General features: G+C 71.0%; 13 protein-coding genes and 1 tRNA gene. 8 read left to right on the plus strand and 6 right to left on the minus strand.

The window, feature by feature from the left end:
* Positions 1–141: 141 nt before the first annotated feature.
* Entirely contained in the window at positions 142–1368 is a 1227-nt protein-coding gene (locus tag AC1DPN_RS03075; protein WP_477083851.1) for a pyridoxal phosphate-dependent aminotransferase, read from the minus strand.
* Between the two features lie 272 nt (positions 1369–1640).
* Here AC1DPN_RS03075 and AC1DPN_RS03080 point away from each other — a divergent pair.
* From AC1DPN_RS03080 to rplA, 5 genes are all read left to right on the plus strand, one after another.
* Positions 1641–1713, plus strand: a tRNA-Trp gene (locus AC1DPN_RS03080).
* Positions 1714–1842: 129 nt separating this feature from the next.
* Positions 1843–2121 (plus strand): preprotein translocase subunit SecE, encoded by a 279-nt coding sequence (gene secE / locus AC1DPN_RS03085; RefSeq protein ID WP_477083237.1) that lies wholly within the window; start codon positions 1843–1845, stop codon positions 2119–2121.
* Between the two features lie 106 nt (positions 2122–2227).
* Positions 2228–3064 (plus strand): transcription termination/antitermination protein NusG, encoded by an 837-nt coding sequence (nusG, locus tag AC1DPN_RS03090; RefSeq protein ID WP_477083238.1) that lies wholly within the window; start codon positions 2228–2230, stop codon positions 3062–3064.
* An 82-nt stretch (positions 3065–3146) separates the two neighbouring features.
* Positions 3147–3578 carry a 50S ribosomal protein L11 gene (gene rplK / locus AC1DPN_RS03095; RefSeq protein ID WP_477083239.1) on the plus strand — a complete coding sequence of 144 codons (432 nt, stop codon included), beginning with the start codon at positions 3147–3149 and terminating at the stop codon, positions 3576–3578.
* 83 nt (positions 3579–3661) lie between these two features.
* Positions 3662–4381, plus strand: a complete 720-nt coding sequence (gene rplA, locus AC1DPN_RS03100) for a 50S ribosomal protein L1 (RefSeq protein WP_477083240.1) — start codon at positions 3662–3664, stop codon at positions 4379–4381.
* A gap of 85 nt (positions 4382–4466) precedes the next feature.
* Here the strand turns inward: rplA and AC1DPN_RS03105 are convergent, their stop codons facing one another.
* The 3 genes from AC1DPN_RS03105 to AC1DPN_RS03115 form a co-directional block, all read right to left on the minus strand.
* Positions 4467–4979, minus strand: coding sequence for a hypothetical protein (locus tag AC1DPN_RS03105; protein ID WP_477083241.1), 513 nt, complete (start codon positions 4977–4979; stop codon positions 4467–4469).
* Positions 4960–5589, minus strand: a complete 630-nt coding sequence (locus AC1DPN_RS03110; RefSeq protein WP_477083242.1) for an RNA polymerase sigma factor — start codon at positions 5587–5589, stop codon at positions 4960–4962. The genes AC1DPN_RS03105 and AC1DPN_RS03110 overlap by 20 nt, the downstream gene beginning before the upstream one ends.
* Before the next feature lie 68 nt (positions 5590–5657).
* The gene (locus tag AC1DPN_RS03115; RefSeq protein WP_477083243.1) at positions 5658–7061 is read right to left on the minus strand and encodes a S8 family peptidase; all 1404 of its coding nucleotides are present in this window, start codon (positions 7059–7061) and stop codon (positions 5658–5660) included.
* A 262-nt stretch (positions 7062–7323) separates the two neighbouring features.
* Here AC1DPN_RS03115 and AC1DPN_RS03120 point away from each other — a divergent pair, with 262 nt between their 5' ends.
* Positions 7324–9792, plus strand: coding sequence for a CHAT domain-containing protein (locus AC1DPN_RS03120; RefSeq protein ID WP_477083244.1), 2469 nt, complete (start codon positions 7324–7326; stop codon positions 9790–9792).
* 6 nt (positions 9793–9798) lie between these two features.
* Here AC1DPN_RS03120 and AC1DPN_RS03125 read toward each other — a convergent pair whose 3' ends face one another.
* Entirely contained in the window at positions 9799–10257 is a 459-nt protein-coding gene (locus tag AC1DPN_RS03125) for a hypothetical protein (protein ID WP_477083245.1), read from the minus strand.
* An 85-nt stretch (positions 10258–10342) separates the two neighbouring features.
* A complete protein-coding gene (locus AC1DPN_RS03130) occupies positions 10343–10756 on the minus strand; it encodes a DUF4383 domain-containing protein (RefSeq protein WP_477083246.1) in 414 nt (137 codons plus the stop codon).
* 325 nt (positions 10757–11081) lie between these two features.
* Between AC1DPN_RS03130 and rplJ the strand changes: the two genes are divergently transcribed.
* Together rplJ and rplL are read left to right on the plus strand one after the other, a co-directional pair.
* Positions 11082–11615, plus strand: a complete 534-nt coding sequence (gene rplJ / locus AC1DPN_RS03135) for a 50S ribosomal protein L10 (protein WP_477083247.1) — start codon at positions 11082–11084, stop codon at positions 11613–11615.
* Between the two features lie 94 nt (positions 11616–11709).
* Complete coding sequence (gene rplL, locus AC1DPN_RS03140; protein ID WP_477083248.1) at positions 11710–12099, plus strand: 50S ribosomal protein L7/L12; 390 nt, start codon at positions 11710–11712, stop codon at positions 12097–12099.
* Positions 12100–12115 lie beyond the last annotated feature (16 nt).

The raw sequence follows: 12115 nt of genomic DNA on the forward strand, positions 1-12115 counted from the left end.
GCACCTCCCGCGAAGTGCGAACGTGCGTGCGGAGGGCGTGCATGGGCACGACCGCCGACGCCGGCACTGCGGGACATGTCGGACGGTATGTCCGCGCAGGCAGGGCCGTATGCCCGGAACTCAGATCAGGAAGCTCGCGCGCTACTGCGCGAGCAGCGCCTGGATCCGGCTGACCCCCTCGATCAGGTCGTCGTCACCCAACGCGTAGGACAGACGCAGGTAGCCACTGGGCCCGAACGCCTCGCCGGGCACCACGGCGACCTCCGCCTGCTCGAGGATCAGCGTCGCCAGCTCGGCCGACGTGGTGGGGGTGACGCCGCGGATCGTGCGGCCGAGCACACCCCGCACCGACGGGTAGACGTAGAACGCCCCCTGCGGCACCGGCACCTCGAAGCCGTCGATCGTGCTGAGCATCTCGACGATGAGGCGCCGACGACGGTCGAACGCGTACCGCATCTCCTCGACCGCGGCCAGGTCGTCGGTCAGCGCGGCGATCGCCGCGCGCTGCGACACGTTGGCCACGTTCGACGTGAGGTGCGACTGCAGGTTCGTCGCGGCCGTGATCACGTCGGCCGGCCCGATCATCCAGCCGACCCGCCAGCCGGTCATGGCGTAGGTCTTGGCGACGCCGTTCAGGACGATCGTCCTGTCCGCCAGCTCCGGCACCACGCGCACGATGGGCGTGAACACGGCGTGGTCGTAGGTCAGGTGCTCGTAGATCTCGTCGGTGATGACCCAGATCCCGTGCTCGAGCGCCCAGCGTCCGATGGCGGCGGTCTCCTCGGGCGAGTAGACCGCGCCGGTGGGGTTCGACGGCGAGCAGAACAGCAGCGCCTTCGTCTTCGGGGTGCGCGCGGCCTCGAGCTGCTCGACGGTGACGAGGTAGCCCTGGTCCGCCCCGGCGAACACCTCGACCGGGACGCCGCCCGCGAGCCGGATCGCCTCGGGGTAGGTGGTCCAGTACGGCGCGGGCAGCAGGACCTCGTCGCCCGGGTCCACGATCGCCGCGAACGCCTGGTAGACGGCCTGCTTGCCGCCGTTGGTCACGAGCACCTGCGACGGCTTGACCTCGTAACCGGAGTCCCGCAGCGTCTTGGCCGCCACGGCCTCGCGCATGGCGGGCAGGCCGGCCGCGGGCGAGTACCGGTGGTTCACCGGGTCCTTCGCGGCGGCGATGGCTGCGTCGACGATGTACGAGGGCGTCGGGAAGTCGGGCTCACCGGCGCCGAACCCGATCACCGGGCGCCCGGCGGCCTTGAGCGCCTTGGCCTTGGCGTCGACCGCGAGCGTCGCCGACTCGGCGATCGCGGCCAGTCGGGCGGACACGCGGGGACGGGGAGAGGGCGTCTGCTCGGTCACGGCCCCCATAGTGGCAGAGGTCACGTGGGGGAGCGTCCGGCATTTCACGGACCAGACATCGCGAGCCCGATCCACGGACCGATGGTCGACGACGAGCGGTTCGACCCAGCCGCAACCGTCGCGTACAGTGGATCCCCGGCGGTTGACTTCCGCCATGATGAGCCGTGCCCCGGAGTGCGTGATCGCATCACGAGATCGCTGCATCGGGTGACGTGCACGGACCCCCTGCGGGTGGTGTCCGTCGGCGCGCGCGGAACGTCATGGCGGCTCGAAGCCTCCGAAGGGTAGTGGCGCAATTGGTAGCGCAGCGGTCTCCAAAACCGCAGGTTGCAGGTTCGAGTCCTGTCTACCCTGCGCATTCGCTCGGCCCTCCTGGGGCAGAGCGGTGAGCAGGACCGCCGGTCGGTCCGGCGCGACGCGTCGGCCCGTCCGATCGTCGGGTTCCGTACGGAGCCCGACCACCACGAGACGTAGGGGCCTGACGTGAGCGAAACAGCACCGGCTGCGGCGTCCGACGCCGAGGGTTCGGCTGCGCGTCCCTCCAAGCCCGCAAAGGGCAAGGAGCGTCCCGGACTGTTCGCCCGGATCGCGTTGTTCTTCCGTCAGGTCAAGGGCGAGCTCAAGAAGGTCGTCCGCCCGACGCGATCTGACCTGCTGACCTACACCAGCGTCGTGCTGGTGTTCGTCGCCGTGATCATGGCGTTCGTCACCGTGGTGGACCTGCTCGTCGGAAAGCTCACGTTCTGGGTCTTCGGAGGCTGACGGCGCTCGCGCCGGTCGCCCTCGATCATCCCTACCAAGTCGCCCCGAGGGGCGCTCACCGCCCCGGCATGCCGGGGCGCACACGCTAGAGAAGGCAGGTTCGCACGTGTCGCAGGAGTCGCAGGAGCCCACGACGGGCGCCGAGATTGAGCTCGACGACGTTCTCGCGTCGGTCGAGGCTGTCGAGGCAACGGCCGGGGACGCCGAGGGTGTCGACGTCGACGCCACCGAGAGCGACGCCGCCGACGACGTCGAGTCCGACGAGGTCGAGTCCGACGAGGCTGCGTCCGACGAGGGGGCCGAGCCCGAGGACGAGGCCGACGAGGTCGAGCCCGACGTCGAGGAGGACCCGGTCGCCGCGTTCAAGGCGCAGCTCCGCAGCCAGCTGGGTGACTGGTACGTCATCCACTCCTACGCCGGCTACGAGAACCGCGTGAAGGCGAACCTCGAGAACCGCCGCCAGAGCCTGAACATGGAGGACTTCATCTACGCGGTGGAGGTCCCCATGGAAGAGGTCGTGGAGATCAAGAACGCGCAGCGCAAGGTCGTCAAGCGCGTGCGCATCCCCGGCTACGTCCTGGTGCGCATGGACCTGACCGACGAGTCGTGGGGCGCCGTCCGGCACACGCCGGGCGTCACCGGCTTCGTGGGGCACACCCACCAGCCCGTCCCGCTGACGCTCGACGAGGTCTTCTCGATGCTCGCGCCGTCGCTCGAGCCCAAGACGCCGACCACCGCCGCGAGCGCCGCCAAGGCCGCTTCGCAGATCAAGGTCGACTTCACCATCGGCGAGTCGGTCACCGTGACCGACGGCCCGTTCGACACCTTGCCGGCGACGATCTCCGAGATCAGCGCCGAGAACCAGAAGCTCAAGGTGCTCGTCTCCATCTTCGGCCGGGAGACCCCGGTCGAGCTGTCCTTCAGCCAGGTCGCCAAGATCTGACTGAGAGCCCGTCCAGCGGACGGGTCCTGCAACCGGGTCATCGCCCATGGCGTCGGCCTACGACACGGAACGGAAGTTGAGCATGCCCCCGAAGAAGAAGGTCACCGGCCTGATCAAGCTCCAGATCAAGGCTGGCGCCGCCACCCCCGCGCCGCCGATCGGTCCGGCGCTGGGTCAGCACGGCGTCAACATCATGGAGTTCTGCAAGGCGTACAACGCGGCCACCGAGGCGCAGCGCGGCAACGTCATCCCCGTCGAGATCACGGTGTACGAGGACCGCTCGTTCACCTTCATCACGAAGACGCCGCCGGCCGCCGAGCTGATCAAGAAGGCCGCCGGTGTGGCCAAGGGTTCGCCCACGCCCCACACCGTCAAGGTCGCCTCGCTGACCAAGGCGCAGGTCACCGAGATCGCGACCACGAAGCTCGAGGACCTCAACGCGAACGACCTCGCCGCCGCTGAGAAGATCATCGCCGGCACCGCGCGTTCGATGGGCATCACCGTCCAGGGCTGACCTGGAAGACCGAGAAACACCCCCAGTGGCAGGGCCATGTGCGGCCCGACAGACCACGACTGCTACCAAGGAGAACGAAGCAGATGGCCAAGCACAGCAAGGCGTACCGCAACGCCGCCGAGAAGATCGAGGACGGCGTCCTGTACGCCCCCCTCGCCGCTGTCCGGCTCGCGCAGGAGACGTCCACCACCAAGTACGACGCGACCGTCGAGGTCGCCTTCCGCCTCGGCGTCGACCCGCGCAAGGCGGACCAGATGGTCCGTGGCACGGTCAACCTGCCCCACGGCACGGGCAAGACCGCCCGCGTCATCGTCTTCGCGACGGGCGAGCGTGCCGAGCAGGCTCGCGCGGCCGGTGCCGACGAGGTCGGCGGCGACGAGCTGATCGACAAGGTCGCGGCCGGCTGGACCGACTTCGACTCCGCCGTCGCGACGCCGGACCTCATGGGCAAGGTCGGTCGACTGGGCAAGGTCCTGGGTCCGCGTGGCCTGATGCCGAACCCGAAGACCGGCACCGTGACGATGGACGTGGCCAAGGCCGTGTCCGACATCAAGGGCGGCAAGATCGAGTTCCGCGTGGACCGTCACGCGAACCTGCACTTCATCATCGGCAAGACGTCGTTCAGCGACGTCCAGCTGGTGGAGAACTACGCCGCGGCGCTCGACGAGGTCCTGCGTCTCAAGCCGTCGTCGTCGAAGGGTCGCTACATCGCCAAGGCGACGTTCTCGACCACGAACGGCCCCGGCATCCTGGTCGACCAGAACAAGACGCGGAACCTCACCTCCGAGGACGACGCAGCCTGACGCTGGCAGCACAGGCACGAAAGGCCCGGTCCGCGAGGACCGGGCCTTTCGTCGTCCACAGGCTCAGTGCGAGCTCAGGACGCCATCAGTACGGCAGCCACTGCGTGACGCAGGTGCCGTCGCCGTTGCTGCACTCCAGCCGGAGCGGCCCGTCGGGGCGGATGTCGAACCGGAAGTAGCCGACGTCGTCGGTGTCGACCGATGCGACCTCCTCGGACGGCGTCCGCAAGGTCACGTGCCCGGCCCGCGGCGGGATCAGCTGTCCCTCGATCGACGCCGTCTCGACCTCGAGCTCGACGCCGAGAGCGTCGCCCTGGAAGACGAGCGTGCGCGACGTGCCGCCGGAGCGGTCCCGGACGCCCGCGGGGGCGTCGGCGGCTCCGGAGTCGTAGACGAGCTCGAGCAGGAGCAGGTCCATCTCGAGGCCCGCACGGGCGTCGACCATCCCGCGGTGGGCGCGGAACGCCAGGTCGGCGCTCGCGAGCACGTGGTCGTACAGGTCGGCTCCGGCGACGGCGGTCACGAGGTCTCCGCCCAGTGCCTCGTCGTCCGCCCAGGGCGACTGGGCGTGGGCGCGGTCATCCGAGTGCCAGGACATCGCGTCCCCCCTCTCCTGTTGTCGTGGCGGTCCAGGCCGCCACATAGCTCTTGATCGCTGTCGTCTGGCGGAGCCGCGCCAGACCTCGGCCCCGAGTGGGACCGATCGAGCCGATGGGAACGCCGAGCCTCTCGGCGATCTCGGCATAGCTCAGCGGTGGGTCCACCGAGAGCATGAGCAGCACCTCTCGCTGGTGCTCGGGCAGCTCGGCGAGCCCCTCCCGCAGCGCCCGCTCCCGTTCGACGAGCAGCATGCGCTCGTCGAGGTCGGTCTCGGTCGCACCGTCGAGGCGGCCGGCCTGCGGGTCCACCGGGACCGTTCGCCGGTTCGCGTTGGTGACGCGGATGCACTCGTGCCGCGCCGTCGTCGCGATCCATCCCGGCAGGGCGTGCGGATCGCGCAGCTTCTCGAGGTTCTCCAGCAGGTTGAGCCAGACGGTCTGTGCGACGTCCTCGGCCTGGTGCGGAGTCAGTCGGAACTGGCGCACGCGCGCGATCACGGCGGGTGCGTGACGTCGCACGATCTCGGTCCAGGCCCCCTGGTCGCCGTTGAGCGCGCCTGTGACCAGCGCCGGCGCGTCCCACGCGCGGTACGGGTCGTCGTTGTCCACGCGTCCATCCTTTCGTCTCTCGACGTGGATGCCATCATGGCGCGCCCGCCACAGTGTGCCCAGCATGATTAGAGGCCCGGCAAGATCGTGAAGGTCTGCCCGAAGTCCGGCACCGGCTCGCCCGTGGCCAGCAGCTGGACGTAGGCGTCGCGCGGGCCGATGCCTCGCTCGTGCATGAGTCGGGCGATGGCACCCGCGACCTGGGGTGCGGCGAACGAGGTGCCGCTCCATCGTGCGAAGGCGTCCTCGGGGAAGGTCTCCGGGTCGCTGGTGAAGTCCGGCGACTGGTCTCCGGCGACGAACGTCGACAGGATCCCCTCGCCGACGACGGAGCAGTCGACCCACCAGCCGCGGCTCGTGAACATGCTGGGCTGCAGGTCGGCGGTGAGCGCGGCCACCGAGACGACCCGTCGGAACGCAGCGGGCCAGACCGGCGTCGAGTCCCCGAAGTTCCCGGCCGCCGCGACGATCAGCACCTCCTCGCCGCGCTCTGCCTCGATCTCCCGGACGACGTCGAGCGCCGCGCCGATCGCGATCGAGGGCTGGTCGTACTGCGTCTGCGTCCCCAGCGAGAGGTTGACGACCTGCGCGCCCTCGCGGACCGCGCGGATCAGCGCGCAGGCGACCTCGATCTCGCTGCCGGACCCGGCGGTGGTGAGCGCCCGGTACACGCGGACGTCCGCGGTGGGCGCCACCTGCGCCACGATCCCGCCGACGAACGTGCCGTGCCCGGCCGCGAAGTCGAGGTACCCGTCAGCGGGCTGGTTGTCGAGCGGGTCGACGTTGTCCTCGTTGCCGTGCGTCGCAGGGTCGTCGGTGCGCCGGTCGATGCCGGTCAGCCAGCCGTCGCTGCGCAGGTGCCCGTCGATGCCGGTGTCGATCACGGCCACCCGCGCACCGACGCCCTCGCCGGTGGGGTGCACGCCGTAGTCCTCGAAGGTCCCGATGCTCGGGACGGCGACCCCGCACAGGGGCTTCATCACCGGTGCCAGGGGAGTGATGTGCGTCAGCGACGCCGAGACGCCGCGTGTGCGCAGCTCGGCCACGATGTCCTCGAGCCGCTCCGGCGTGGCCGGGCGGTCGCTGACCACGCGCACGATGCGGTCCTCGAGGTCGGGACAGCCGACCGGCTGGCGGGTCATCCCCCGGCGGGTCAGGTAGGTCTCCACGTTCGGCATGAGCCACGATGCGGCCGTGAGCAGGATCTCGCCGTTCACCACGATCGTCTCGAGGCCGTTCTCGGCGGTCCGGACGTCGAGCGCGACGTCGCGGCGCTGGGACCACCGGTCGACCACGGCGTTGTTCAGGCGGCGGCGCAAGCTCGGGTCGAGGCGTCGCTGGGTCAGGTCGTTGACCTGGCGCTGGACGCGTGCGCGTACTCGCGGCTCGACCGCGTCGCCCTCGGCCGGGCTGCGGTAGTCGTCGCCGAAAGGGCGCCCGGGCGAACCGGGTCCGTCTGAAAACACGCTCACTGCTGCTCCCTGTGTTCCGCCTAGAATCCGGAAGATGTGCCCGCCCGCGCTCGGGACCGAGCCGCCGACGTCGAAAGACGAGTCTTACGCCCTAACAGAGGGCCGGGACGAGCTCTTGATACACGTTCGTCAGATTCTTACCGCTGCCGAGCTGGATCCACAGGGTGCAGAGCAGGATGCGCGAGCAGCGGTCGCTCTCGCGCGCCGCAGGAGAGACCCCGAGCTGCTGGGACTCAGCCTGCGGGCGCTCGCGTTCAGCTTCGTGTCCCGCCAGGACGACTCGACCGCGCGCCGCCTGCTGAACGAGGCGGTGCGCGTCGCGCGTCAGCACGCGCTGCACTCGATCGAGGCGGGGGCGCTGGCCAGCCGGGCGTCGGTCCACCAGGAGCTCGGTCGGGCGTCTGCGTCCGCGAGAGACCTCGACGGGGCGCTCGTGGCGATCAGCCGCGCGGTCGGGGTCGACCCCGACGAGCGAGGGGCGTTCCTCGTCCGGGTCCGGCTGTCCAGGGCCGTCGTGGCGCACAACGCGGGCCGGCTCGCAGACGCTGAGGCCCGCTACTGGGCGTTGCTCGACGACCCCTTCCTCACCAGCCGACGCACGGCGTTGGTCGTCCACAACAACCTCGCGCTCGTGCTGGCTGAACGGGGTGCGTACGACCTCGCGCTCGAGAAGGCCGACCGCGCGGTCGCCCTCGCGGCGGACGCTCCTGGTGGTCTGGGCCCGGTCGTGCAGACGCGGGCGTGGATCGCGGTGCGCGCCGGGCGGCTGTCCGAGGGGCTGCAGGACTTCGACCGGTCGGCCAGCGCCTACACGGCTGCGGGCATGCCGCTCGGTGAGTACTACACCGAGTACGCGGACGCGATGATGGACCTCCGGCTGCTGCCGGAGGCCACGGCGGCCGCGGAGCGTGCGGTCGAGGAGCTCGTCGCTGCGGGCGTCTCGATGATGGCCACGGACGCGCAGCTGCGGCTGGCCCGGATCTCGCTGCTCACCGGCGACCTCGACGCCGCCCGGGACCTGGCCGCCGCAGCGGCCGACTCGGCCCGCAGGCAGCACCGCGCAGGCTGGCGGGACAAGGCCGTGCTCGTCGGCGTCGAAGCCCGGCAGCGCGCAGGCTCTGCCGGCGTCGCCGAGCTGGTCGCCGCACGCCGGGCGGCCGTCCGGCTGGAGCAGACCGGTCACCTGCACAGCGCGGTCGAGGCCTACCTCGTCGCCGGTCGTGTCGCGCTCGACATGGACCGGCCGCGCGACGCGATCCCGGCGCTCGACCGCGCACACGAGCTCGGGCGCAGCGGGCAGGTGCTCGTGCGGGTCCGCGGCCGGCTCGCCGGCGCGCTGGCGGCTCGCGCCTCGTCCCGCCCGACGACCGCGTTGGCCGAGTGCCGGGCGGGTCTGCGTGACCTCGCGGTGCACCGTTCGAGCCTGCCCACGATCGAGCTGCGCGCCCTGGCGTCGGGGCACGGCGCCGAGCTGGGCGAGATCGGCCTCGGCATCGTGCTGGACGGCGGCTCTCCTGCGAAGACTCTCGCCTGGATGGAGCGCACGAGGGCAGCGGCACTCATGAGTCGGCTTCCGGGCTCGGACGACGTGCTCGCCGAGCGGGTCGGAACGGCGCCCGAGCGCGGCGCGGTGGGTGCCGTCCGGTCGGTGGCGACGCACGAGACCGAGGACGTGCGACGCCGTCGGACCTCGGACTGGACCCGGATGGTCGAGACGCCCGCGGAGACGGAGCCCGCCCAGGCCGAGCGCCTCGGCCTCGCCGCCCTGCGCACGGAGCTCGCGGGGCGCACCCTCGTCGAGTTCGGGCGGCACGCGGGGCGGCTCGTCGCCGTCGTCGTCGATCCGCGGCGCGCCCGCGTGGTCGAGCTCGGTCCGGAGTCGGCCGTCGAGAGCGAGCTGCGGCCGCTGCTCTTCGCACTGAGGCGGCTCGCCAACCCGCGCGGTCCCGAGGCCGCCGAGGCCGCCCGCGCGAGCGCCGACCTGCGCATCGCGCGGTTGCGTGCCCTGCTGGTCGCGCCCCTCGGCGTCGGGGCGGACGACGAGCTCGTCGTGGTGCCCGTGGCCCTGCTGCACGGTGTGCCCTGGTCGTGCCTGCACGACGCCCCGCTCGCACAGGCGCCCTCGGCGACCTTCTGGGTGCGGACCCACAGGTCGGCGCAGACGCACGCACCCTCGAACGGCACGCTCCTCGTGGCCGGCCCGGACCTGGAGGGTGCCCGGGAGGAGGTCGACGCGCTCGCGGACGTCCACCCCGGTTCCTTGGTGCTGGCGCCGGAGCGGAGCACCGCGCACGAGGTCGTCACCGCCATGGCAGACGCCGACCTGGCGCACCTCGCGTGCCACGGCTCACCCCGCGCGGACAACCCGATGTTCTCGTCGCTACTTCTCGCGGACGGCCCGGTGACCGTCCAGGAGCTGCACGGGGCGGGCGTCGCGCCCCACCGGCTGATCCTCGCGTCGTGCCACTCGGGTGCGGACGTCGCCTACCTCGGCGACGAGGTCCTCGGCTTCGTCAGCGCGATGCTGGCGCAGGGCACCGCGGGCGTCGTCGCGAGCATCGCGGCCGTGCCCGACGTCGCGGCGGTGGACCTCATGCTCGAGCTGCACCGCGGGCTGCGCGAGGGGCAGACGCTGGCCCGCGCCCTGCACGCGGCCCGCGGGCGCATCGACCGCGACAGCCCCGAGGGCTTCGTCAACTGGTGCACCTTCAGCGCCCACGGCGCCGCCTGAGTCGAGTCAGCCGTGCCCTTCGTGCATCGAGCTCATGCCGGGCATGTGCGCGTGGTCGCCCGCGTCGGTCGCTGCGAGCCCCGGAACGGTGAGTGCGGCGAACAGGAGTGAGCCGAGAGCAAGCGCGGCGAGCCGTGCGCCGGGCCCGGCTGACCTCTCGTCGCCCGGCTCCGGATCGGCCTCGACGGCCGACGGACGCGACCCGACCGCCACCAGGACTGCGCCGGCGATCTGCAGAGCACCGGCTGCAGCGTCGGCACCCGACAGGACCCCGTCGACGAGCACGGCAGCGACGAGCCAGCCGACGCCTCCGGCCAGGAGGACCGTGAACGCCGCCCTGGGCCATGGCGTCGGGCCGCGCAGGGCGAGGACCGCCCAGAGCGCCTCGGCCACGCCGAGCGCCGCGAGCGCGACGCCCAGCGTGAGGTGCTGGTCGAGGTGCTCGGAGGCGAGTGCGAGGAGCACGGCCCGGCCCCGAGCGCCGCGTAGGCCGACCAGGTCCGCCCGACGAACTGTCGGGTGCCCTCCGTCGCGAGGGGTACCGCGGTCATCACGGTGTCCGGGTCGCGGCCGCGTGAGCCGGTGCGGGGGAGCGGTCGGCAGCCAGGCCGACGCCGAGCAGCAGGATCGCGCTCGCGAAGTGCAGCACGTTGTCGGCGTCGTTGAGCGCCAGGATGTTCGCCGCGGAGCCGACCAGGAACAGACCGACGATGCCGACCAGCAGGTAGACCCCACCGACGGTCGCGTTCACGGCCTTGGCGGACCGGACCGTCCGTGAGCCCAGCAGCAGTGCGGCGCCGACGAGCAGGTGGACGATGTTGTGCAGCGGGTTCACGTCGAACACGACGAGCGCCCGACCGTCCGTCGCGGCGAACGCGACATCCGTGGTGACGAAGAAGCCGGCGAGGCCGACGAGCAGGTAGACGATGCCGAAGACGGCGCCGACGAGGCGGTTGGTGGACATGAGGTGGCCTCCTGGGACGGGTGGTGCAGACGTCCCTGGTTCGGAGCAGACCCGGAGGCGGATGGGGAGCCTGGTCGGATTTGGTTGTCACGCAGGCGTCACGTACCCTGGGGACATCCAAAGACCGCCGGTCGTCGATCGGTGTGCGCCCACGCAGTGGGAACATGCCATCGCCCGAAGTCCCGCAGCACGCGGGGGCCAGCGCAGGTGAGTGTTCACGGATGGATCGGCTCGCGCCGGTCCTGACGCCGAGCCCCGCGCCTGCGCGGGGCTCTTTCGTTTGTGGGGCGTGACGACCGGTGGCAACACCATCGGAAGGATTGCCATGGCGAGGCCGGACAAGGCAGCCGCAGTCGCTGAGCTCACGGAGCTTTTCCGCGAGTCCAACGCGGCCGTGCTGACCGAGTACCGCGGGCTCACCGTTGCGCAGCTCAAGAACCTGCGCAAGGCGCTCAGCGGCAACGCAACGTACTCCGTGGTGAAGAACACGCTGACCGCGATCGCGGCCAAGGATGCTGGGCTCGAGGGCCTCGACGACGTGCTTGCGGGCCCGTCGGCGATCGCCTTCATCTCCGGTGACCCGGTCGAGGCGGCCAAGGGACTGCGTGACTTTGCCAAGGCGAACCCCGCACTGATCATCAAGGGCGGTGTCCTCGACGGACGCGCCCTGTCGGCTGCGGATGTCACCAAGCTCGCGGACCTCGAGTCCCGTGAGGTTCTGCTGGCCAAGGCTGCCGGCGTGTTCAAGGCGTCGCTGTACCAGGCGGCCTACCTGTTCACTGCCCCCGCCGCTCAGGCTGCACGCACCGTCGACGCACTCCGGCTCAAGCTGGAAGAGTCGGCCGAGGTCGCTGCCTGAGCCATCCGGCACAGGCAAATCATTGCCCCCAGACAGATCTAAGTCCTGGTTGGCCAACCACGGCCCCGGGCATCGAACGGAAGGAACCGCCATCATGGCGAAGCTCACCACCACCGAGCTCATCGACGCGTTCAAGGAGCTCTCCCTCATCGAGCTCTCCGAGTTCGTGAAGGCGTTCGAGGAGACCTTCGAGGTCACCGCTGCTGCTCCCGTCGCCGTTGCGGCCCCCGCCGGCGCCGGTGGCGCTGCCGAGGCCGTCGTCGAGGAGGAGAAGGACTCGTTCGACGTCGTCCTCGAGGCCGCCGGCGAGAAGAAGATCCAGGTCATCAAGGAGGTGCGTGCCCTCACGAGCCTCGGCCTGAAGGAGGCCAAGGACCTCGTTGACGCCGCCCCCAAGGCTGTTCTGGAGGGTGTCAACAAGGAGGCCGCCGAGAAGGCCAAGGAGACGCTCGAGGGCGCCGGCGCCACCGTCACGCTCAAGTGATCTGACCTCCGCGCTC

It is taken from the genome of Cellulomonas sp. P4_H4, from assembly GCF_056400865.1.